Source organism: Singulisphaera sp. GP187, from assembly GCF_900129635.1.
GTDB lineage: Bacteria > Planctomycetota > Planctomycetia > Isosphaerales > Isosphaeraceae > Singulisphaera.
This window is the reverse complement of the sequence record NZ_FSRB01000002.1, coordinates 2,950,284-2,972,601: the sequence shown is the minus strand read 5'-3', so window position 1 is coordinate 2,972,601 and position 22,318 is coordinate 2,950,284. Positions and strand designations below refer to the sequence as shown.

At 62.9% G+C, this 22,318-nt stretch carries 21 protein-coding genes; 15 read left to right on the top strand and 6 right to left on the bottom strand.

The features are described from left to right. On the bottom strand, positions 1–1,612 hold a 1,612-nt coding region (locus BUS42_RS35945; protein ID WP_143206631.1), incomplete at its 3' end, for an NHL repeat-containing protein. Continuing rightward, complete coding sequence (locus tag BUS42_RS35940; RefSeq protein ID WP_143206630.1) at positions 1,501–4,680, bottom strand: PKD domain-containing protein; 3,180 nt, start codon at positions 4,678–4,680, stop codon at positions 1,501–1,503. The genes BUS42_RS35945 and BUS42_RS35940, both read right to left, overlap by 112 nt. 85 nt (positions 4,681–4,765) lie before the next feature. Here BUS42_RS35940 and BUS42_RS43280 point away from each other — a divergent pair, with 85 nt between their 5' ends. After that, positions 4,766–5,044: a hypothetical protein gene (locus BUS42_RS43280; protein ID WP_143206629.1), complete on the top strand. Its 279-nt coding sequence runs from the start codon at positions 4,766–4,768 to the stop codon at positions 5,042–5,044. Between the two features lie 814 nt (positions 5,045–5,858). Here BUS42_RS43280 and BUS42_RS45700 read toward each other — a convergent pair. The 4 genes from BUS42_RS45700 to BUS42_RS35920 all read right to left on the bottom strand — a co-directional run bounded on the left by BUS42_RS45700 (position 5,859) and on the right by BUS42_RS35920 (position 8,817). Beyond that, the gene (locus BUS42_RS45700) at positions 5,859–7,409 is read right to left on the bottom strand and encodes a hypothetical protein (RefSeq protein WP_254054006.1); all 1,551 of its coding nucleotides are present in this window, start codon (positions 7,407–7,409) and stop codon (positions 5,859–5,861) included. 386 nt (positions 7,410–7,795) lie between these two features. Then, positions 7,796–8,380 (bottom strand): hypothetical protein, encoded by a 585-nt coding sequence (locus BUS42_RS35925; protein WP_074315263.1) that lies wholly within the window; start codon positions 8,378–8,380, stop codon positions 7,796–7,798. Between the two features lie 72 nt (positions 8,381–8,452). Then, positions 8,453–8,584: a hypothetical protein gene (locus BUS42_RS46100; protein ID WP_256386223.1), complete on the bottom strand. Its 132-nt coding sequence runs from the start codon at positions 8,582–8,584 to the stop codon at positions 8,453–8,455. 17 nt (positions 8,585–8,601) lie between these two features. After that, positions 8,602–8,817 carry a hypothetical protein gene (locus BUS42_RS35920; RefSeq protein ID WP_074315261.1) on the bottom strand — a complete coding sequence of 72 codons (216 nt, stop codon included), beginning with the start codon at positions 8,815–8,817 and terminating at the stop codon, positions 8,602–8,604. Positions 8,818–8,891: 74 nt separating this feature from the next. Between BUS42_RS35920 and BUS42_RS35915 the strand changes: the two genes are divergently transcribed. The 14 genes from BUS42_RS35915 (at position 8,892) to BUS42_RS35855 (ending at position 20,640) form a co-directional block, all read left to right on the top strand. Next, positions 8,892–9,080: a hypothetical protein gene (locus BUS42_RS35915; protein ID WP_074315259.1), complete on the top strand. Its 189-nt coding sequence runs from the start codon at positions 8,892–8,894 to the stop codon at positions 9,078–9,080. A gap of 876 nt (positions 9,081–9,956) precedes the next feature. Further along, the gene (locus tag BUS42_RS35910; protein WP_143206628.1) at positions 9,957–10,190 is read left to right on the top strand and encodes a hypothetical protein; all 234 of its coding nucleotides are present in this window, start codon (positions 9,957–9,959) and stop codon (positions 10,188–10,190) included. A 125-nt stretch (positions 10,191–10,315) separates the two neighbouring features. Next, the gene (locus tag BUS42_RS35905; protein ID WP_083671058.1) at positions 10,316–12,517 is read left to right on the top strand and encodes a DUF927 domain-containing protein; all 2,202 of its coding nucleotides are present in this window, start codon (positions 10,316–10,318) and stop codon (positions 12,515–12,517) included. 159 nt (positions 12,518–12,676) lie between these two features. Continuing rightward, complete coding sequence (locus BUS42_RS43275) at positions 12,677–12,862, top strand: hypothetical protein (protein WP_143206627.1); 186 nt, start codon at positions 12,677–12,679, stop codon at positions 12,860–12,862. Between the two features lie 8 nt (positions 12,863–12,870). Then, complete coding sequence (locus BUS42_RS35895) at positions 12,871–13,233, top strand: hypothetical protein (RefSeq protein ID WP_074315252.1); 363 nt, start codon at positions 12,871–12,873, stop codon at positions 13,231–13,233. A gap of 276 nt (positions 13,234–13,509) precedes the next feature. Then, positions 13,510–14,238, top strand: a complete 729-nt coding sequence (locus BUS42_RS35890) for a hypothetical protein (protein WP_074315250.1) — start codon at positions 13,510–13,512, stop codon at positions 14,236–14,238. Between the two features lie 877 nt (positions 14,239–15,115). Then, positions 15,116–15,655 (top strand): hypothetical protein, encoded by a 540-nt coding sequence (locus tag BUS42_RS43270; protein WP_143206626.1) that lies wholly within the window; start codon positions 15,116–15,118, stop codon positions 15,653–15,655. Then, on the top strand, positions 15,648–16,895 hold the full coding sequence (locus tag BUS42_RS35885) for a hypothetical protein (RefSeq protein WP_074315248.1): 1,248 nt from the start codon (positions 15,648–15,650) through the stop codon (positions 16,893–16,895). Before BUS42_RS43270 ends, BUS42_RS35885 begins: the two co-directional genes overlap by 8 nt. 96 nt (positions 16,896–16,991) lie before the next feature. Next, a complete protein-coding gene (locus tag BUS42_RS35880; RefSeq protein WP_074315246.1) occupies positions 16,992–17,180 on the top strand; it encodes a hypothetical protein in 189 nt (62 codons plus the stop codon). A gap of 64 nt (positions 17,181–17,244) precedes the next feature. Continuing rightward, positions 17,245–17,436 (top strand): hypothetical protein, encoded by a 192-nt coding sequence (locus BUS42_RS35875; protein ID WP_074315243.1) that lies wholly within the window; start codon positions 17,245–17,247, stop codon positions 17,434–17,436. A 15-nt stretch (positions 17,437–17,451) separates the two neighbouring features. Further along, positions 17,452–17,838, top strand: a complete 387-nt coding sequence (locus BUS42_RS35870; RefSeq protein WP_074315241.1) for a hypothetical protein — start codon at positions 17,452–17,454, stop codon at positions 17,836–17,838. A 634-nt stretch (positions 17,839–18,472) separates the two neighbouring features. Further along, the gene (locus BUS42_RS35865; protein ID WP_143206625.1) at positions 18,473–18,865 is read left to right on the top strand and encodes a hypothetical protein; all 393 of its coding nucleotides are present in this window, start codon (positions 18,473–18,475) and stop codon (positions 18,863–18,865) included. Positions 18,866–19,142: 277 nt separating this feature from the next. After that, positions 19,143–19,733 carry a hypothetical protein gene (locus BUS42_RS35860; protein WP_074315234.1) on the top strand — a complete coding sequence of 197 codons (591 nt, stop codon included), beginning with the start codon at positions 19,143–19,145 and terminating at the stop codon, positions 19,731–19,733. A 304-nt stretch (positions 19,734–20,037) separates the two neighbouring features. Then, positions 20,038–20,640 carry a tetratricopeptide repeat protein gene (locus BUS42_RS35855; protein WP_074315233.1) on the top strand — a complete coding sequence of 201 codons (603 nt, stop codon included), beginning with the start codon at positions 20,038–20,040 and terminating at the stop codon, positions 20,638–20,640. The last annotated feature ends 1,678 nt before the right edge of the window (positions 20,641–22,318 follow it).

The window sequence follows — 22,318 nt, the reverse complement described above, 5'->3', positions numbered from 1 at the left end:
GCGCGGCGGTCTCGACGACCGGGACCGATGTGAAGGACGGCGGACGGTTCACCGGCGCGAGGAAGACCAGGTCATAGGTGAAGGGCACCTGCTGGGGGTCGAAGAACGCCAACACGCCGTTGTTGGTGGTCTGGCCGGGCTCGATCGTGCGGCCGGCGACCAGCTTGCTGAAATCATAGTAGTACGTGCCGTCGGGCAGGACGCCGTCGTAGTCGCGGACACGCACCAGCGGGTTGCTGATGTGTTTCACGGCGACCAGCAGCGGCGTATGCACCGTGTAGGTGCCGACGTCCTGGGCGGCCATATCGGCGTAGAGCACCGTCGTGGCCGAGTTGTACGAGGTCCGGCCGTATTGCGGGCTGAAGCTGGCCGTCACGTCGGACAGGCTCGCGAAGTCGATCGGGCCGGCCGGCGGGTTCGTGCCGGTCTCGTGCAGCGTGACCGGGCTGCTCGCTTGACCCGAGGCATCGATGGCCGTATAGGTGGAGGCGTTCGGGCCGAGGGCCACGGACTGTCGGTTGAAGAAGTTGTTGGCGGCGTCGACCGCGTCGACCGGCGTCCCGTTGGCGGCGACGACCGGCGTGCCCGGAGTGCTCGCCGTGACCTGGCCGGTGACGAGCACGGTGCTGCCGGCGGTCGCCTGGCCATTGTCGGCGGGGGAGATGATCGCGACCGTCGGCGGGTTCGGGTCGGCGATCCCTTCGGGGTCGCCGTCGGCGCTGGCGAGCGCGAACGAGCTAGTCGCCGAGTGGTTGCCGCTCGTCCACCCGGTGGCGCCCGCGTAGTCGTAGACCCGGTGGGTGGCGCGGTCAACGACCCAGAGGTCGGTCCCGCCGTTGGGGTTGAGGGTGATGCCCGAGGGACTCGTGTCGGCCGGGTCGAGGAACCACTCGCCGACCTTGTTCCCGCTGGCGTTGTAGACGAAGACGGCGTGGGCCTTGTCGTCGGTGACCCAGAAGGTCGAGCCGTCGCGGGTCACGATGTCGGTGGGGCTATTGTTTTCGTTCAGCGGGTTGGGGTCCGACTGGTCGAGGTGGAACGATCCGCTCGGGAGGGCGGAGCTGCTGGCCGGCTGCGGCAGGGGAGTCGCGGCCCCGGCCCGGATCGCGGCGCCTCCCACGAAGCGCAGCACCGAGTGGATCCCCGCGTCGACGATCCAGAGGTCCGTGCCGTTGGTGGCGATCCCCTGGGGGTTGACCAGTCCGAAGGCGCGGAACGAACCGAGCAGCGCACCGTCGGTGCCCTGGACGTCGACTTCCTGGTTCGACCCGTCGACCAGCCATGCGGTGGTACCGGCGGCATTGACGGCGATCCCGCGCGGGCTCGGCACGCTGGTGTCCAAACCGAACGCCCCGGACGTGTTCCCGTTCGCCAGGTAGCGATAGGTCGTGTCGCCGCCGGTCGACGTGCCGCCGTCGGCGACGTAGAACTTGGTCTGGCCCGGGGTTGACGTCGCCGGCGGCGGGTTGCCTCCGTGCACGTTCTTGAGCGGTGCCCAGCTCACGAAGTAGACCGGGCTCGAGTTTCCCGGGACCGCCATCCAGCCCGATAGGTAAGCGACTTGATCGGTCGAGTGGATCCCGCTGGAGAGGCTCGGAAACTTGACGTCCATCCGGCCGCCTGGGCGGGCACGATGTTGTAGTCGTCGGCCTGGGCCCCCCCCGGCCCAAAACGGAGGCTCGAGGCGACGATATTGTTGACGTTGAAGTCGGGGTTCCCGCCGGCGTCGGTGCAGGACCAGATCTTGACGGGGATCTCGCCCGGCCGGCCGACGTTGATCGCCGAGACGACCTGGAACGGCAGGCACGACGAGCCGAAGTTGAGCGTGGCTGTGCCCCGGCCGCCGTCGTCGTCGGTGACCGTGACGGTCACCTGGTAGACGCCCGGTTGCGCGTACGCGTGCGAACCTGAGTAGGTTCCGACCGTGGCGACACCCGCCGACCCTTGAACGACGGTCGGAGTCATCGTCTGGGTGGTGCCGTCGCCCCAGTTGATCGTCTCCGTGAACGTCTCGACGGTCCCCGCCGGCGCGAAGGTGAAGCCAGCGTCGGTGAACTCGCCCGAGACGACGGCGATCGGGGCGCCGGTGTTGGGATCGGGCACGAAGGAGAACCCGGCCGAGACCTTCGGCGATACGTTCTGGATCATCGCCGACGTGCTCAGGCTTCCCGAGCCATGATCCTTGTCGGTGACGACCACCTTGACCGTGTACGTTCCGTTATCGGCGTACGTGTGGCCCCCCGCCGTGACCGTCCCCGAGCCGTTCGACTCCGTGATCGTCGCGGCGCTGCTGGTCCCATCGCCCCAGTAGACCGCCGCCGTATGGGTGTCGCTCAGGCCGGGGTCCGTGAAGGTCGCGACGATGGCGTTGCTGGCGAGCGCACTTCCTTCATAAGTTGGAGTCTTGGTCGGGTTTGTAACCGTCGTGACCGTCGGGGCCACGTTGAGCACCTGGACATTGACCGTGTTGGTGGGGTAACTGCCATTGGCGTTCGTCGCGGTCGCGGTGATCGTATCGCTGACCGCCGGGGTGACGCCGTCGGCATAGATGTGTGTCACCGTCGACGGGTTGCCGCTCAGGATCTGGGGGGCCGAGCCATCGCCCCAGGCAATCGTCCAACTCGTGATCGAGTTGCCGCCGGGCCCGGTGGCCGAGAGGTTGAGCGTATAGGTCGCCCCCTCGGAGGTCACGCCCGGACCGGCGATCGCCACCTGCGGCGCCGCCGCGTTGACGTGCACGCGGACGGTGTTGGAGTCCCAGGTGCCATCCTGGTCGGTCGCCGTCGCGCTGATCGTGTCGTCGTTCGGGCCACTGGCATAGACGTGCGTGGCCGAGTTCGGGTTGCCGCTGATCGTCTGAGGGGCCGTGCCGTCGCCCCAGTGGATCGTCCAGTGGTCGATCGTGTCATCCTGGCCCGGATCGGTCGACGCGAGGTTGAGCGTGTACGTGGCTCCCGCGTTGACCGATCCCAGACCGCCGATGACGAGCGTCGGGCTTACATTGCTGACGGTGACGGCCAACGAGTTCGCGTTCCAGGTGCCGTCCTCGTCGGTCGCCGACGCAGTGATCGTGTCCGTGACCCCGTCGTTGTTGTAGACATGAGTGACCGTAGGCGGGTTGCCATAGAACGTCTCCGGGGCCGTGCCGTCGCCCCAATCGATCGTCCAGTCATAGACGGTGTCGACGCTCGGCTCGATGGCCGAGAGATTGAGCGTGTAGGTCGCCCCCTCATCGGTGACGGGCGGGCCGTTGATCGTGACTGTCGGCGCCAGGGGGTTGACTGTCACGTGGAACGTGGTGCTGGCCGTCCCGGCCGGGTCATCGTCATCGGCGACGGTCACGGTGACGGTGTGGGTCCCCTCGTTCGAGTAGCTGTGGGTTGCGACGACCGTACCCGCCCCATTCTGCTCCTGGACAGTGGCGTTCGAGCTGTACGTGCCATCTCCCCAGTCGATCGTGGCGGTGTGCTTGTCGCCGGTGCCCGGGTCGGCAAACGAGACGGCCAGCGCGTAAGGGGTTCCTTCAGTCACCTGCTGATCGGCCACGGGGCGGACGAACGGGGTTGCATTGCCGATGGTAACCTGAGCGGCGGCGGTTGCGGTGGCGCCGGCGGTATCGGTCACGGTCAGCGTGGCGGTGTCGCTCCCCTCGTCGGCGTAGGTCCGGGTCGTGATTGGCTCGGTGGAGGTCGTCCCGCCGGCGAAGGTCCATTGGTAGGAGAAGAGGGGCGCCAGGGTGGCCGTCGATTGCGAGGCGTTGAACGTGACGGTGTCCCCCTCTGCGACGGTCTGGTTCCCCCCCGCGTTGGCGACCGGCGGGGCGTCGAGCGTGAAACTGGTCGAGGCCACGGCCCTCAGGCCCGCATTGTCGGTGGCGCGGATCGTGATCCGATGCGTGCCGGCGGACAGGCCGGTCGGCGTCCAGCGGAATGTACCCGCCGCGAGCGTCGAGCTGATGTCCTGGTAGGCGCCGCCGTCGACGCTCGCCTCGAGTGTGGCCACGCTGCCGTCCTGGTCGGACGCCGTACCGGCCACCGTGGGGTCGGTGGTGAGTCGGTCGGTGCGGTAAGCGTTGCTGCCCGGCCCGGTGGGCGCGGTGTCGTCGAACAGGTCCACGGCGACCGACGGCGGGTGGTCGGCTGAAGTTGGGCACGGGAGCCGCACCGTGGTGTTGTGGTCGGAGTCGTTGTTGACCAGTCGGAAGATCAGATGAGCCGTGCTTTGAGGCGCGAGCCCGGAGATGTCGGTCGTGACCGTGACCACCGCCGTGCCGGTCTCCGTCGTGCCCACTCCGAGCTTCGTGGGTAGCCCCTCGGTGACGTTGAGGAAGGCGTTGCGCGCCTCACCGATGGTGGGAACCAGGGGTTTATCCTGGCCATCGACCAGGGCGACCTCGAAGGCGTCCTTGATCGAGTGAGTGTCCGTCCTGTCGAACGAGAGGTTGTCATACTGAAAGACGAGTGTGGAGGGGTTGCTGGGAATCGTCAGCGTCTTCTCCAACCCGACGACGTACGAATTGCCCTCGGTCAGAACCAGACCGCCACCGGTGGAGACGACCCCACCGCGGCCGGGGTCGCTCCCACCACTTTCGGGGGTGGACCAGCCGGTCAGACTATCGACGTCGGCGCATGTGATCTGGATCGAGTTACCCGAGGGTGTGCTAATGACGGAGTGTGGCAACTGGGTGAGCGTGCTCGTGCTCGTGCTGCTTCTCTGAGGCGATTGCGCGGGGATCGAAGTCGGAGCCGGCGAGGTCGGGCCGGGAGTGGGGGTCGGGGAAGGAGTCGCCGCGCGGGTGGGAGTCGAGCGGCTCGCGGTGGCCGGGGCAGGACTCTGCGCCAACCTGGCCGGGCCGGAAATTCCGCTGGCGCCAACGACCTGTGAACTCGATCCTCCTGAGTTCGAGAAGGGCGTCGGAGTCTGTGCGGCGGTCCCGCCTCGTGTCGCGGTGCCGAACGCCGATCCCGCGACGCCTCCACCGCCGCCCCGGGCGGCCGCGCCTCCCTGCGGCGCTGCCGATCCCTGCTTGCGGGGAGCTCCCTGACCGCTCGGTGTGTTCGCGGAGTGTTGTGTCCCGGCAGCGAGCGATTTGGGCAGTAGCGGGTGCGCGGACGTCGGTGAAACATGTTGTACCGAGTGCAGATCCCCCCGGCTCAGTCGGAACCCACCGGCTAACCCATGGCCGTGCCCTTGATGCAGGGGCAAACTGTCGTGGCGGCGCGGAACGATCGAGAACGGGAGGATGCCGCCCCTGCCGGAGAAACCTTGATGCGATGAACGCCGTCCTTCCCCGAAAGGCGTTCGCATCTCGGCCGCAAGACCGTTGCCGGCGATCGAGCCCAGGCCGGTCAGAAGCGATCCGGCGATATCTCTCCGCTCGAGGTTTTCCGCTTCGAGGAGCTCCCGATGGCGGGCACGGCGACGGCGATCCCGTAATCGATCAGCCGAAGTGCCGACGCCCTCGCGAGATGGCCTCGAGTGATTCACCAGCCGAAAGATCAGACCATCCCAGAAACGATCGGCAGACTTGTGGCGGCAAGTCATGGCGCGCTCCTCGATCGTGGACCCCGGCCGCCATCCTGCACATTCGCAGAGAGGACAGTCGGTGCCTTAAGCGATTAGGTGAATCGACTTATCGAAACGCATTCACTACAATGAAGAATGGAAGAAATTCTGCCACCATCTTCATGGCAACAGCAACGCGAGTGCTCACGCGTTCCAATCGGGTGGAGGGGGGGGGACTCAACTTTGATCTCACGATCGATGAATTGCAAATACTTTTTTTGACGTCACTCCCTCAAATGGCGCTGATGGGGACCGTCCCAAATCGTAAGGTAAGGACTTGACATTCTTTGGGGTCAGATCGTTCCGTCTGCCGTTGTCGGCATCCCGAGCAGATCCCAGAACCGAGAACTGGGCAGCCTCAATCCCAGGTGTTCATACGGGCTGTGCCGGCGGCGTTTCCCTTCACGAAACACGCGGCAATTCCAGTACAGACGCTTCAGGTCCAGCAGGCCCTGGCTCACCAGCCGATGCCGCGATTGGTGCATGCGCAGCACGCTGTTCATACACTCCACCGCACTGCTGGCTCGCACCGTCCGACGCAACACCCGCGCCACGGCGGCGTACGACTCCCGCCAGTTCGCGTCCCGCTTGGAGCAGACCACCGCCTGCACCAGAGGCGTGACATGCCCCGCACCCACAACCGCCCCTGGGGTGTTCGCTCGTGGCCGCTGGCGACGCAGCCACCACAGCCGCACCAATTCGGCTCGCAACCGATCCTCGGGGACCGCTTCGCGCAACTGACGGTGCAGACGGTCCAGGAACGTCAACGTCTCCTCGGTCGCGAGGAGGTTCCGCACCTTGGACCACTCGCGACCCGACAACTCGGGCAGCGCCAGGGCGATCTGGTGCTCCGCCCAAGCGAGATCGTTCAACCGACCCTCGGCACGAAACACCGCCAGCGCCCCATGGGCCCTCTTCCAGCCCGCTTCGGATCGCTCATGCTCCGCGAATGCGGCCTCGGTCTTCTTCCAGGCACCACGCGCCGCGGCCGCCACGCCCCGGGCATCCCGGCCCTGCCGTTGCGAGTGTTCGACCCGGCGACTGGCGATCTCCGCCTGCTCCCAGAGCCGTTCCAGGCGATTCCAACTCCGCCGCAAGACCCGCCTCGCTTCGTAAGTCGTGTGGAACACATCGAGGCCATTCTCCAAGGCCGGCTGCCCCGTCTCCTGACGGAGCGTTTGAACGGTGGCGATCCCCGCTTGCAAGCCGGTCCCCGCGTCCGCCGTGACGTACGACAACGCGGGCCAGTCGTGCAACGCCTTCGCCCAGGTCGCCCCCGAGCGATCGTGGGCCTTCTGGCCGAGGAACCAGACCATGCTCGCGGGTTCGACGCCGACCAGCACGGGGCGGCCGTGGAAGAAGATCTCATCGAGACAGCCGACCAGGACCAAGGTCCGGCACTGCGCATCGAGGGCCTTGAGGACCCGACCCGCCGCCAAGGCGGCGTGTTGGATCCAGCGGTGGAGCGTGGAGCGAGCGGGAGAGGCCGACGTGCCCAGGATCAGGGCCAGCAAGGCGAGGACTTGGTTCAGGCTCAATCCCATCGCCGTGGCGGTGACGGCGAACTCCCGCTGCCGGCTCGGGGGGAACTCGATGGTCCCCGCGAGCCACTCCCAGAGTTGGGCATTCTCTTGCCGGAGGAGCTGATTCTCTTCGCTCAACTGGGCCCGGGTCGGTCCCCCGTCGTAGGCGTCCTCGACGGCGGCTTGGACCTTCCGGGCATGCTCATAGATGGTCTGTCGGCTACAGTCGGCGGCCTCGGCTTGGCGGGTGACCTCGCCATAAATGCCGGTCAAGCCGACCGCGGCGTTGGCGATCCAGGTGACCAAGGGTATCTTGAGCATGGGGGTGGGCCTTTTGGAGTGTGGGTCACGTAAGCAATCCCACTCTGGGGGTCCACTCCCTTACAGAATCAAGATGTCATGGCCTGGCGTTGCGAATTGTCAACCTGAATGCGGCCGTTTTGGGCCGATATGGGACGGTCCCCGCTGGGGGATTGTCTCATTCTGTATTTCCAGTGGTTGACACATTTTGCGTCAAGTCCTTTGGATCGGACTTGAGTAACTCCCAGAAGTCAAACTGGGCAGTTTCAGGCCCAACCGTTGGTACGGGCAGGCGTCCTTTCACGGGCCCGAGCGGAACGCGTGGGTGTTCCAGTACAGACGCTTCAGGTCGAGCATCGGCTGGGTCATCCGACGGTGTCGCGACGGGTACATCCGCAGCACGCTGTTCATGCACTCGACCGCGCTGCTCGCTCGAAAAGTCTCCTCCAAGACCACCGCGACGCGGGCGTAAGCGGCTCGCTCAAGGTCCCCTGCCGACCCACCGCGCGGACCAGTTCCGTCGCTGGGTCCGAGGGCTTCTGTCGGCGGTGCCACAGCCACCAACGCCAGGCCAGCGCCTCGCGCCATTGCGGCTCCGGCTCCGCAGTCTCCAGGCGGCCCTGCATCCGATCGAGGAACGCCAGGCTCCGCAGGTCGTTCAAGAAATTGCGGACCTTCGTCCAGTCGGGGCTGGTGAGGTCCTTCACCCCCTCGGCGATAGCGGAGGCAGCTCCGGCGCGATCGTTGAGCCGGCCGTCGGGCGTGAACAGGTCGAGCGCCGCGTGCACCCGGTCCCAGGCCGACTCCAGCCGCTGGGCCTGTGCGAACCGCTCGACGGCGCTGGCCCGCGGTGCCCGCGCGGCCGCCGCGGCGGCTCGCGCGTCGATGCCTTGTTGTTTTGCGGTAGCGACCTTGGCGTCGGCGGCCTCGGCCAGTTCCCATGCCGCCTCGGCGCCACGCCAGTGTCGGGCGAGAACCCGCTTCGCCTCCATCGTGGCGTGGAAGACGTCCAGGCCGTGCGTCAGGGGCGGGGCTGACGAATCGATCGCATGCCCCTTGGCCAGTTACGCCACCGCCGAGCCGATCCCCTTGGCGGCGTCGGAGACGGCGAATTCCAGACCCGAGAACGGCTCCAACGGTTTCTTCCAGGTCGCGGCCGTTCGGTTCTTGGCGTTCCGGCAAGAGATGGCCGTCATGCTCGCCGACTCGATCCCTACCAAGGTCGGTCGCCCCCAAAAAAGAACTCGTCCAGTGCGAGTGTCTGGACCCGGGCCCAGGCCGCACACGCCGGGTCGAGGGCCTTGAGCACTTGGCCGGCTTGCCGAGCCGCGTCTTGAACCCAACGCCCCAAGGTCAAATGGTTGGGGACCTGCTCCGGGATCAAGAGCACGCCGAGCAGGTCTTCGACCTGGCTGAGGCTGACCCCCATGGCGAAGGCGGCTGTGGTGAGTTGACGTTGTTTGGCCGTGTCGAAGAGGATCCGGCCTTCCGCTCGCGGAGCCGTTGATTCTCCTCACGGAGTTCGACGTCGCCCTCGGGCATGGGTTCGCCCGCGAGTCGCTGCTCGACCTTGCGGGAGTGCTCGTAGACGGTCTCGCGACTGCAACCGGCCTGTTCGGCTTGTTGAGTCACAGCCCCGTGCTGACCGGAAAAGTCGGCAGCGGCGTTGAGGATCCAGACGCGAGGCGATAAGTTGAACATGGGAGGTCCTTCCGTGATGGTGACTAACTTGGTCGGATGTCATCTCACCACGGCGACCTCCCAATCCCTTCAAACTGTCAACTCGCTCGCTGACCATTTCTGGCGAAATGCGACATACCCAAACGCAGCATCCTGGATGTAACGTCATTATGTTCTGAAATGATTTGTGGAAAGTCGGTGCGGCAGAATGTGAACCCACGACCTCTAGACCCCCCGTCTAGCGTTTCTCACGGAAGCAGCTTGTTTTCAAGGGGGCCAATGGGAGCGGGACGACCGATTGTCACCCTGATCTCCTACCAGATCTGTTTCCTACGCCGTCGGCGGAAGCATCGAGATAGATCTCCCCCGGCCTCGAACTTCTCCATCATGAGTCCGCATGTACACAGTGACCTTGAGCGAATTCAAGGCAGTGCGCCTCGCCATCTTGCCTCACCTTCCGGTTCCACGACCGGTCGCCCGCCCTTCGGCGCACGCAATGCGTCCGCCAGTCAGTCGATTATTCGCCCTCCTATGGCATGTGTATGGCCTCCAAAATTCCTCGCCATTCCGCCCACGGCACCCAGGCAAAATATTCAACAAATTATTTTTCGCTCTTTAAACTAAATCGTTCGGAGAAGATTCCGGACACCAGAGTCGACGCCTAGCCGCGTGAGGGATTCTGCTCCCCCGTAATCGATGTCAAGGTTTTTTTCAAAACAGTTCCGGATCTCCCTACCCCAGAAAATTTCATCGACAATCTCCTGGACCTCTCGTCATCTTGAAACCTGCCAGCGGTATCGGAGGTGCCAACTCATTCCATATAAAATAGACAATTTTATATGCAATATATACTTTGATGGGATCAGCGATCGGTTGCGCCGAGTGGCCTTGCGTGCTCTCCTTCCGCCTCATGTGGCGGTGGCAATCGAAGAATGGGCCCGCCACAAGGACTTACTCGTTGAAGCGTTCGTCGGGCACTTGGTGGAGCAGGCGTTCTACGACATGGTGACTCTTGAAGTCGAAAACAAGGGTTGTCGGCATCATGATCTCAACCCGGCCCTGATCATGGAGGCCCTAAACAATCGGCTGCCCGAGAAAATGGCCGATGGCTTCGGTCAATGAACTGATCTCGGTATTGCACGGCTGCGACCCCTGCTCGGAGAGGATGGATGGGAACTGAGAGTCGTGTCCCGGCCCAGCATGGTTACTGACGAAACCCATCGAAGAAGGTTATCGGAACGAGAATTATGCCTCAGAAACGCGAATCCAGCAGGGCACGGTCGGATGAACCAGTTGCTCGCACAATCAAAGGTAATCCGAGTGTGCCCCGTGATGCCGGCATCAAGCCACCCATGGACTACGGGGCTGGCGAATCCGGGTTTTACTTCCTCAAGAAGGTGCCCCGACCCGCCTCCAAGGATTCGAGAACTGCGCCGCTCAGGGACGAGATCAAGATCCAGCTCACCAACTTCCTCGCGTTGATCAGAGAACAGCGGATCATCGACGACGGGGATAGCGACGACAGGCTCCGTCGCGAATACATCATCGAAGCCTCTACCACCGGTGCAGCCTACCGATTCACGGTGCCGGCCGACCAATTCCATGACTTGCGTCGCTGGGTCGACACCTTCGTCGGTGCACCAGCGACCGTCCTTCCCACGATCCCCAACCATCTTGATCATGCTGCTGCCGCGATCAAGCTCCTCTCCGGTACACCGGCAACATCTTACGTCCGGACTCATACAGGCTGGACCGAGACCGCGGGAGCCAGAGGGTTTCTACATCAGGGCGGTATGATCGGCCCGACCATTCCGGGCCGAGTGTTTGTCGATGGGTCGGTCGACCATACCGGAGATCGGCCCACCGCAACTGAAGGTACAGACATGCCTTCTGACTGGTCCGGGCCGATTGGGCCGGATTCCGGACGTTCGTATAGCCCTATTAGCTACCGGACCCTTCTCCCCAAGGCTCTTCAAAAGTTTGATCTACCGGGCCCTCTGGCGGGTAATGACTTGAAACTCGGGTTTGAAGCCGTCTTCGAACTCGTCAATGCGGCATCCCCAACCGTCGGATTCTCCTTGCTCGGCTCGTGCTTCAGTGCACCGCTCGGGGGCAGGAAAACCTACGTCAATCTCATCGGCGGCACCGATAGCGGCAAGAGCATTTACGCCGGTCTGTACCAGAGCTTCTACGGCTCGAAGATGGACAGTAAGTACATCCCAGCAAATTGGGGATCGACCGCCAATTATCTGGAGCGGTTACTTTACCTCGCGAAAGATGTGATGGTCGTTATCGACGACTTCCTGACGAAGGGCTCGCTGAACGATGTCCAGCGCCAGCAGTCCAAGGCCGATCAGGTGCTCCGGGCATTGTTTAACAACACCGGGCGGGGGAGGGCCCAGGGCGATGGGGAGATCCGGGATGATAAGCCACCTCGGGCCAATGTCGTTTCGACGGCCGAGTTGCCCTTCAATGGTCTATCGATCAAGAACCGGGGCTTTAACTTGGACTTTCTTCGGAAGGACCTAGACTGGGGAGCCATCACGAATTGCCAAGAAAACGCCCGGAACGGTGTCTTTGCAGGCGTGATGAGCAGCTTCCTCGGTTACCTCGCCGATCACTACGACCAAGTGCAGACCTGGAGGAGGAGTCGCGAAGAGGTATTGGAGAATTACGCCCGGGTTGAGCTTCCCGGCCGGGGTCGTGCGGCCGGGGTCGTGGCCTCCCTCTCCATCGGTATTGAAGCATTTCTCATCTATGGCCACCTCGCCGGAGCGATCTCCGGGGAGGATCTGCCGGAATACCTGGACCTGGCCTGGAGCGTGCTTATCGAGACGGCCCAGGCCCAGGATGTCGAACAAGACGATCCAGTGGAGTTCTTCTTCACTTGCCTCCAGACGGCTTTTGTCTCGGGCCGAGCGCACTTGAAGGGTCCGGAAGGTGGTTGCCCCATCAGGGAGGGCGACTGGTTAAACAATCCTGATGCCTGGGGGTGGCACCGCTGGAGCACCGAGGATCAGGTCAAGACGTTCGATGAAGTAGACGCCTCGGTGACCACCCGGACCGTGGCCGTCACGAGCGGCTGGAGGCCGAAAGGTGAAGCGATCGGCTGGATGGACGGCACCACGCTTTATCTTCACCCCGCCGCCTCTCTGAGGGCCGCCAAAGCCATTGCTCGGGGACTCGATGCGACTGTTGACTTCAATGCCTGGACGCTCGGAAAGACGTTGTACGAGAGGGGACTTCTCCTCAGGGACGAGACGAAGCGCAAGCGTAAACGATATACCGCCCGCGAGAACCTCGGCGGAGGCCGGCCCGCAGTTCTAATCGTTGGCTGCTCGAACGTGATGCCCCCTCAAGCCGAGAATCCATCCCAATGCCGGATGTACGACTGCGAAGAGAACGAGATCGCGGAGGTGCTCAAGCACTTCGAAGGGCTGATCGCCTGAGGATCGTACAACGCCATGCAAAAATATGGAAATTATATGATTGATGAAATTTGCATCATTAAAGGATTGCGGGCTATAGGCCCTCCCGGCGTTCGCTTAAACCCCCGCCTTCGTACTGACGGAGTATCGGACCTATTCGAGGAGGCCAGTGTCGAGATCGTGACCGATTCGGACCAGGCTGCCCAACTTGTCGGCTCCGACGCCGGCATTGCGCGGTGGATGCGGCCCCACGGCGCCATGACGGATGGGTCATCGCCCGAGGAGCAGGCCGACGTCCGGGCCCTGATGGAGCCGTTCCTCAACGATGAGATCCGCCGAGTCCACGTAAGAGGCGTCACTGCGTGAAATCGCACATGGCGCGGGCGACCCCGGCGCAGGCCTTGTCACTCAAGACCTTCTGCCTGCGGTTCGCAACTTTCCTGCGCCTCCACATCGAGAACCATCCGGGTTCCGAGAACATCGCTCGCATCCAGCAGCGCCGAAATCAGGCCCTCCGCGTCATCTCGCAGATCGACGCGGCCCTCGGTATTCCCGAAACAGATGCCACCAGTAAGGAGCAAATTCGACGCGAGGCCATCACCCAGGCAGAGTTTCTGAACGCCGCGCTCGTTGCCCTCAAGGAGCATGCCGAGGCCGTCATCGATCCGGCCAACGCGTCGCTGCTGGAATTGAAGGTGACGGTCCAGCACTGCCTGGACCGGTGCGGCCGATCCTGATCGCAACTCGACCCGTCAAAGTCGAGCAAGGCTCGATAAGAACAAGGCTCTCCTGACTATGTCCATCGAACGGGGCTCGGAGTACTGCCCCGGGCAGACCTCCGACTCGGTCAGGAATGGCCGGAACACTCTCCCCCGCCGGCCAGACAGACTCCCCGCGCCAAACGATCGGCGATGTGCCGGTGATCCGGACCCGACCGCGGTATCACCGGCTTGCAAGGAGGCATTCGTCCGCATGGAGGACGTCGAACCAATCCGCATTCGAGGTACCTCGAGATGTCCGACCTGGACCTGACCCTGGGAACGCAGCGACGGCCCGATACGGGCGAAGTCATCCTGTCCACCACCGAAGAGACCCTCACGGAACTCAGTCGGACCATCGCCGCCGCCTTGTTGGCCAGGGGTCGGGTCCATTTCGTTCGCGACGAACTGGATTTTGCCTTGGCCGACCTCGACGCCGCCCTCGCTCAGGACCCACTTGACGCCGAGGCGATCGTCCTGAGATCCCAGGTCCACCTCAAGAGGGCGGATCACTACCTGGCCTACAAGGACATCGACGCCGCCCTTCGCATCAATGAGTATAATCTCGAAGCAATCCATACCCGGGGCCTCCTCTACCAATCGACCGGTCGGCTCGAACAGGCGGAGCTGGACTTCCGGGTGGCCAGGGCGAAATACTGGTCTCCACCGACCGGCATCGAGCGGACACACCTTGCGGCTGGCTTGCACGTCGTGGCTTCATTCAAGGCCTCCCCCTCGACGCCCGACGTCCTCCTCGTCACGTATTCCCTCGATCGTCTCTGCGAAGCCGTGGCGGAAGCCGACCGGTATGGCTATTCCCCGGAGGACCGACAGAGGCTCGCGGACGACGGATTCGTGGATCACCCGAGCTTCGACGCGGTGGTCTACGAGGTCCGGTCCGTGCGGCGTGGGGTCGCGTCGTACGAACCCCTTGACGATCAGGGGAATTTCATCGATGTAGACGCCGTGTCTTCTCATCCTTGAGGCATCCGAACCCGGATTCGAGATGGCGGATGGGTGCGGCTCCGCCCGCCCCATCCGATCAGATTCCATTTTCATCCCAGGATAACGATCATGGTTAACTGCCAACCATGCGAAGGAGTGATGGTTCGGGCGATTTCGTGCTCCGCCGGTCCGGTCATCATTCATGGAGAGCCCTTCGAGCCCGTACCTTACGGTGCGGAGACGAGGCTCGGCTGGGCCGAAGCGCCACCGGAGCGTTGCCGCGATTGCGTTGTGGTGATCGGCGGGAACCACCACCCGGGTTGCGTAGTGGAGGAATGCCCGGCCTGTGCACACCAGCTGGCCGCATGTGGCTTCGCGCCGATCCCCCCCGCGTTGCCGGGCACTTGGCACCTCCTGAGCGAGGCACAGAGCGTTCGACAAGAACAAACCGCCACCTCACCGATTACTGTCTCATCCCATCGGAGAGGATGGATGACGAACGATGATAAGTCTTGCCCTTCGCTCCCTCCGGGGTTCGACGTCCCGGGGATGGCAACGGACCGACCCTTGGCAGCTGGTCCTTTGCAGTAGTTCCGCCCCGGGACAGGAGTATCTCTCGTTCCCCCGGGGACATGTTCGACGATCCGGACACCCTTCCGGCCAGTCAACGAGGGTCTGCTCGCGGCCCAACCCAATCGCGGAGCGTGGTCGTCTACGACCACACGATTGAAATTATGGAGCATGAAGTTATAGAAGAATAAGGGGTTGGAAGAGGGGCAACTCAAACAACCAACCTGGTTCAGACAACTTATTTACGATCACCTATCACCTATTCCGATCAACTGTCACATAACTCACCAAGATCACCTACCCCTACCAGGAATCCAAATAGAACAGAGAACAGGAGTATGTCCTGATGAAAAAATCCGTGACCAGCCAGCAGCAACGTCAATCATCCTCCCCACCTCGGACTCACGGGACCCCGAGCGGCTACCGCAACCTGCGTGTCCTCGTGACCACCGCCCTCCACTATCGGCTCTTAGCACTGGCCGGGCTATCCCAGCTCAGCCTGCCGGAACTGGTGGTCCGCACCCTCGACCGGGCCACCCCCTTCGACCCGCTCACGGGCGAGCCCGTGCCGACCGACGGATTGGCGAGGGCACCGGGCCTTGAACCCGGCCAGGACGCGCATGCAAGTCACGGCCCTGGCTCTCCGCCTGGTGCGACCAACCTGAACCAGTGCGCCACACCTCGTCCTGTCGCGATCCCTGGCCCCTCCGGAGAGACACCACCAGCCGAAGGGCCGGGTAATGCTCACACTCAAGGGGCCTGCGCCTCGTTGGCACCTGACCCTGGTACGGACCATTTCTTGATTCAGTCGTCGCCGACCGTATCCCCGAACCGGCCAGGCCCAGGTCAGGGTCAAGCCAACGCCGAGGCCAAAGGACATGAATAGGTTCTCTATCAAGCGACAGTCAACCTGGTTCTTTCGGATCCCGGGCGATCCCCTCGAGATCACGACCCACCAACTCGATTGGGGCACCAGCCGCGACCTCGACCGCCTGACTTCCCGTCGATGCCAGCTCATCGGCGAACGACTCGATCGCGGAGCCTGGTATCTCTGTCCGAAGTTCACGGTGTATTCTCCGACCCCTTCAGCCGAGTTCTTCCACGCCGCCCGGGAAGCCCGCAGCTATTGGCTGATGCAAACCAGGCAGGTCATGGGCAAGGGCGACCCGAGGCGCGAGAAACGCAAAGCAGACCGGCAGGGTCGCCGGGCAGCCTACCTGGAACTTCTTCAGGCTGCCTCTGATCAGCTGAATTCTCAACGTTCGGCCGAAACGATCCGCCTCTCCAACCTGCCGCACGATCAACGCCCGGAAGTGATCCTGGGCGGGATGATGGCGAAGGCGCTCGCCTTTACCGGGATCGTCTTCATCGACGGCCAACCCCTGGCGCCACACGAATGGCACCGCTTGGCAGACCAAATGATCGGCTCGGAACCCGCTCCGTCCCCCGCTATCACCACCATCCATCGTCATTGCGACCTGGACACCCTTAAGGCCACCGGCGACCCGACCTCCCTGGCGGCCATCGCTCGCGCCGAACTCCAGGCCCGCCTCAACCGTGCACCCACCGCCGCCATTTACGTCACCCCCCAACTCACCCTGGCCGCCCCCGGCCCCAGCCCCGAGTTCTTCCGGCAAGCCCGGGACAGAGAGTCCCGCTGGTACGGCCTGACCAACCGGCTCCTGGGCAACGCCCGACGGAAGGCACTGTCCCACGCCACCGACCCGGCCACCAGGACGCTCGTCTACTCCGGCACCCTTGTCGTCAACGGCGAGTTCTTCCTGGCCGGTCTGTGGCCCGACCGACCCATCTCCACCTCGCGCTTGAAGTGGACGCCCTTCCTGGCCCCGACGGTCCCCCCGGAGTTCCTCGGCCTAACCCCTTTTCCCGCACCCGAAGAAAGCAATTCCACTTTCTCCACGGCCGGGCCCGGGACCGACCGAACGACCGTCCCGCAAGAAAATCCCAACGTGAAGTTCTACCCTGAATCGCCTCAAGTTCGGACTTTCGACACTGCAATCCAGCACAGGCGACGCCCCGGCTCCGCGCTCACAATGCCGATTACAACAGAGCAACCTGGAGTTTCTCCCGGTATGCGAAGAGTGAATCGATGCTTGCCGAGGTGACTCAACCACGAGTTCCAGGACGTGCCAGCTGATCAAAGAAACCCGGGGTATCTCGACGAGCGATTCAGACCATTTTAGGTATCCAAGAGAGACATTATGTCAAACTCTACGCAGCACTCTACACCGCAGAAGGTGACCCTGGCCGTCCTCAAGGGCGGCCCCGAATTCCAGGCCTGGTTCGGCCGGCTCCGGGACCAGACCCGCCTGCCCGCCGCCCTGCTCCTGGACCAGGCCCTGGTCGAGTTTGCCCGCTCCAGGGGCTTCGAAGTGCCCCCGCCGCGCTGACCGTCGATTTATCCATTTCATAGGATAATGCACCACCCCGCTGCCATCCTGGGAGAATCCAACCATGCAAGACGACCACGGCAACAAAACCGTCGGCTTTTCCGCGGTCACACCTACCGGCCGACCCGAAGTCCCTTCGGTCGGTGGGCCCGATCCGGCCAGGCTCCAGAGGATGAACGAGCACATGGTCCGGGGGATCAAGTACCGTGAACGAGGAGAGTACGTCAAAGTCATCGACGAGTTCGCCGCTTCGTGACATCTCGCCTCCGAGTTGGCCATCGACTGGGACGAGTGCTGCGACAACCTCGAGACGTTGCTGTTCGTCCTGGACTACTTCTTCGAGCCCGACGGCAATCATGACTTCCGCTTCTGGGACGGAGCGCCCGTTCCCGAGGCCACCCTCAAGGAACTGGCTTCCAAGACCAGCATTCCGCCTGGCTATCTCGTGACCGGCGGGAGATATGTGTTCGCATCCCACCCACTCACCGCAGAAGGACGGGTGGCCGCCGTCGAGCATGCAAGGCGTATGGCCCATGAAGACTGGCAAGCTCGCTACAAGTATCCAGGCACGATCCTGGGCGATGTTCCGGATTTCAACATGGTTGTTTATAAGCACGAAACACGGCCGGTGGAGATTTACCGGGTCGCTTCTTCGTGATCATCGCGACGCCCCATAACCGGGGAGCACCAGACGCGATACCCCTCGCTGTGATCCGACGCATGGAGAACACCCGTTGCGAGCACGCCGCATTTTCCAGGGATACCCCTCGTCGTGGTCGCTCCTTCCGCCCTTCTCGGGGCGAAGTCGCGGGCTGACCCACCTCCGGAGGGAAGACCCGAGTGCCCTGCGTCCACTATCTCCTGGCCCGCGGCATTGGCAAGCTCGGGGAAGGCATCTACTCCTGGGTCATACCCGCCATCGATGCGGGGCCCGGCTGATCCGACTGCCGCTTCTAGATCCTTAAAATCTGGCTGACTTGCGAACCAGACTGATCCTCCGGTCAAGGCGATCACTATCGCTTGGTCGAACGAACCCTATTGATGACCGACCTCGCCCTGGCCGACCTCAACGCCACCCTTGATGACTATTCAGGATCGAACGAATGTGGCCTGGAATCGTCTCCGTTCCTCTCAAGAAAGGATTATCACCCGTGTCGAAGAAGCCCACAACGCCCAAGCGAAGGTCCCGTAAAGTCTCCACTCAGGACATCCTCCGCCTTCCTTCAGAGTTCGAGTCTTTTCTCGAGCCGTTCAGCCCCAATTCCCGGTTCGGATTGAAACCGGACGTTCTCTTGTCGATCCCGGAAGGGTCCGAACTGAGGGCACAGCTCTACCTGGCCAGCAAGATTGCCAACGCCCTCGCCACCTTTCCACCTCGCATCCCCGAGGCCCGCGAGCAGATGAAAGAACTTGCCAGCGATCTGGCGGGCACGACGTTCGGATGGGGCCTTGCGGGTGCGATCATCGCCCGAGCGCAGGATCAACTCCTCCGGCTCTTCCCACGATTGTCGGCAAAACATCTGCACGTCTATATGGCGAAATGGTTCGACCATTTTCTCGATGATCCTCACCTTCTGCATACCGAGGAGGTATGTACTTCGAAAGGCCACTACGTCGAGGTCGTTCTGGCAAACATCCTCGTCGAATCCCTGATTACTGCTTATCGAACGGCGATGGCTCGTTGAGGGCTGATCCTGCAATTTTCAACATCCACAGGACAGTGGAAAGGCCCGTTATCGCCACCGGATCGTTCCCCTTGAATCCGCGAGCCGACCTCGACAGCACCGCGGCGTTTTCCCAGCAGGACCATACTTCCAGGACCGGCCGAATGCTGAATCGGCTTTCGCTCGGACGGCCACGGAGAGATCCCACTCGCATAAACGTTTCGACAATCAAAATCCGAGGCATCGAACAATTCAGTGGACCAGCGAGTTCTTTCCTTCCACTCTAAAGGAGCACCCCATGACCCCACTCCGCGACCACCTCCTGGACATCTATGGCGGCTACGCCGACCAACGCTACAAGGACCGCAACCTCGACCTCCCCATCAAGGTGGATGAAAAGGGCCCCCGCGACGTCTGCCCTTCTTTCGGCTCGATCTTCGTCTCGGTCCCCCAGCGCACCGGCGTATCTCTGAAATTGATCCTTCATCACTGTCCTACCAGCCCGGAAGTCATGGATCTCGTCGAGACCCTCGGCGGCGAGCTTCAGCCAGCCGACTTCCGCCCGACGATCATCCTGACCTTGCGATCGTCCCAGGGCCCTGCAGTCAAGCGGCTGGCCAGGGCGATCAGAGCGATCATCGGTCGGGGACGGACCTACGACGATCCCAATCTCCGCTGGATCTGCCCACGTACCGCCACCTCGCTCGAGAAGCTCGCCGAGCACCTGGCCGACTACTACTCCGAGCGCGACTCAAATGACGAGGTCAAAAGTCCGGACGTCATGCTTGCCCGACGTCGCCCCGCCTTCATCCCCACCAGGAATCCCGGTGCTCTCCGGCCCGTGCCGCAGAACGGAGAGCCTGGCGGGCGGACGGGTGACCGGGGTTGAACCCGATTCGTCCCTCCACCCCGCGCCCGGGGCCCCAATCCCTGGGCGCGTGTCTCCTGCCGGAGGCCCTACCTGCAGCCGTACCTCGGGCCGGATCGACTGGGTGGGACGTCTGTCGCCCTGGTCATCGAACACCACTCGAGTACCTGGGAATCATGGTCGGCACTTCACCCATTCAGCACGCCGCGCCGGTCGAGTTCGACGAGCCAGCGAACCGAGTCCATCCCAGGTAGTTCGAAGTGCCCGGAACATACAAAATCCGAACAATTCAAAAAGTCATAAATCAATCGTGGTGTCAAGCAACATGGATATCCTCAGCCAGACCGTCGACTCAGATCGCGGGCCGGCACCCCTCACGCCTTCGGTATCCGAACCGGCAACGACCCTGGCCGAGCTTACCCTCTGCCTGAGCGCCACATACGCCGCCCTCGGTCGCCTCCATCTCGACCTCAACGAGCCCGACCTCGCTCTCGCAGATCTAAACGAGGCCCTCCGCCTGGACCCTGACAACACCGAGGCCTATCAGCTCCGAAGCGTCATTGAGAAGCGAACAGGTCAAGTTCGTTCGGTCCGGGTCACCCCCGACCAATCCGAACGTCACGAGCTTGCGATCGACTGCGGCAGTCCCCCCCCAACTCGGTTCCAGGCGGGCTATCAGGTGCTGGCCCGCTACGACGAAAGCGGAAACTCGGATCAACCCCTAATAGTTGTCCCGCTCACAGACATGGGACGCTTCGAGGCCATCGAGTTCGCGAGGCGCATGTGCAGCGAGGAATCCCGCTCTCTGCGTCGTGGGCTTTACGTCGCATACTGGAGCCACGGCGAGGAATTCGACGTGGTCGTGAGCGAGTTCCGCTCTCTGGTCCGGGAGATCCACTTGGAGCAGGCAGTGGGCGACGACGGCTAGCCGTTATCCGATTGAGACCGATGCGTCGAGGCCTCGGAATAAGGAACCCCGAGGCCTTCTCGTACGCCGGGCTACCTATCTTCTGGCCATGCAGCCCTGTAGACCTCGACCGAACCGCCGATCTGTCCTGCCACAGCACCGAGATATGCAACGGAAGCATCCGAGCTAAGTGACGTAACCTTCGGAATCTCTCTGAATTGATGGGGGGCTCTGCCTCAGCTCGTGTTGTGCCGAGGGTTTGAACGCCCAGTCTCTGCCCGCCTCCTACTACCTTTCAGGAAGAGTTACGCCAGGCCCCCTGATCCCATCGACCCTTCCATCCTGTCACCAACAAGTCATTCGTTACGAAGTGGTCACGGTTGACACACGGAATCTCTTTCCGGGTGGGAACTCGGCTATGCTCGCCGCCGAAACCAATTGCCGAGCGTGGTCCTGATCGGCCACACCAAAGAAGTAGAATCACAAGCATTAGAACAAACGAAATAACCGGCAGAAGATCCAAGGTTAGTACCAAAGACCACCCTGGTTTAACCACCCTGCACCGATTACCTACTCCGATCATCGACTCACGAGCACTTACACCGATCACCTATCCCAAGCGTCGAATCTAATTACTGATGCCGGGACCGATAACAGGAGGAACTTCTTCAATGACCCAACCGAGGCCGTCCAATCCGGGCAACCAACCGCGTCTACCTTCCCGCAGGACCGGAACGCCTCCGGGCTACGGGAACGTCCGGGTGCTTGTCCCAACCGGCCTCCATTACCGAGTCATCTCCCACTCGGGCATCTCCCACCTGACGGTGCCGGAGTTCGCCCTGTCTGGCTCACCCGTGCCAGCCCCCTGGATCCCATCACGGGACATCCGCTCCGCGCGGACAACTTTGCAGGGGCACCGGGCCAGGACGTTGACGCCAGCCCCCGCCATCTGCCTGTTCCAACGGGCTACGGCGCGGCACAAGGCCTCTCCTATGGGCCGCGCGAAGCCCACGGGCCCGGCGCAGTTCGGTCTTCCGGGGCTACGGTCACGTCACCTCCTGAGGGGAGCCCAGACCCCTCCCTGTCCTGGCCGTCACCGAACATGCAACCCGACCCGCCAAGCTCGGGACGAGGTAGGACCGAGGACGGAGCAGGGGGCCTGTCGATGGTTGACGACCTCACTCCCAAGGATCATCGTCCTATCACCGTCCGACGTCACCCCGTCGATCGGGAAGGTGAGGATTTTGACACGGTCATCATCCAAAGAGCCCAGTCCTGGGAACGACGCCTCGCGAGGGGTTGCTGGTTCTTGAACCCCCGATACACGGTCCACGCCGTCGCCCCGCCCGCTGCTTTCTTCCGCAAGGTCCGGGAGATCCAAGGCTCCTGGCTTCGTACCTGTCGTCTTTCGATGCACAACCGCGGTCTGCGAGAGGAAGCTCGCAAGCTCGAGCGCCAGGGTCGGCGGGTAGCGCTCGTCGAATTCGAGTCTATCAAGGCCGGCGAAGCCCACCACGAGCGGCCACCGGAGGTGCTCCTGTTATCGGACCTTACCGAGGCAGAGCGTCGAGAAGCAGTTCAATGTGGACAACTCGCCAAGCAGGCGGCCTTCAGCGGCTTGATGTTCATCGATGGTGCTCTGATCGCCCCGCGTACCTGGCAATCACAAGCCGACAAACTGTTGGCCACGACTCCTGCC

Coding starts and splice junctions, on each gene's coding strand:
- BUS42_RS45700 (WP_254054006.1), bottom strand. CDS start 7,409: ATGCTCAAGATACCCTTGGTCACCTGGATCGCCAACGCCGCGGTCGGC.
- BUS42_RS35925 (WP_074315263.1), bottom strand. CDS start 8,380: ATGGAGGCGAAGCGGGTTCTCGCCCGACACTGGCGTGGCGCCGAGGCG.
- BUS42_RS46100 (WP_256386223.1), bottom strand. CDS start 8,584: ATGACGGCCATCTCTTGCCGGAACGCCAAGAACCGAACGGCCGCGACC.
- BUS42_RS35920 (WP_074315261.1), bottom strand. CDS start 8,817: ATGGGGGTCAGCCTCAGCCAGGTCGAAGACCTGCTCGGCGTGCTCTTG.
- BUS42_RS35905 (WP_083671058.1), top strand. CDS start 10,316: ATGCCTCAGAAACGCGAATCCAGCAGGGCACGGTCGGATGAACCAGTT.
- BUS42_RS35895 (WP_074315252.1), top strand. CDS start 12,871: ATGGCGCGGGCGACCCCGGCGCAGGCCTTGTCACTCAAGACCTTCTGC.
- BUS42_RS35890 (WP_074315250.1), top strand. CDS start 13,510: ATGTCCGACCTGGACCTGACCCTGGGAACGCAGCGACGGCCCGATACG.
- BUS42_RS43270 (WP_143206626.1), top strand. CDS start 15,116: ATGAAAAAATCCGTGACCAGCCAGCAGCAACGTCAATCATCCTCCCCA.
- BUS42_RS35885 (WP_074315248.1), top strand. CDS start 15,648: ATGAATAGGTTCTCTATCAAGCGACAGTCAACCTGGTTCTTTCGGATC.
- BUS42_RS35880 (WP_074315246.1), top strand. CDS start 16,992: ATGTCAAACTCTACGCAGCACTCTACACCGCAGAAGGTGACCCTGGCC.
- BUS42_RS35875 (WP_074315243.1), top strand. CDS start 17,245: ATGCAAGACGACCACGGCAACAAAACCGTCGGCTTTTCCGCGGTCACA.
- BUS42_RS35860 (WP_074315234.1), top strand. CDS start 19,143: ATGACCCCACTCCGCGACCACCTCCTGGACATCTATGGCGGCTACGCC.
- BUS42_RS35855 (WP_074315233.1), top strand. CDS start 20,038: ATGGATATCCTCAGCCAGACCGTCGACTCAGATCGCGGGCCGGCACCC.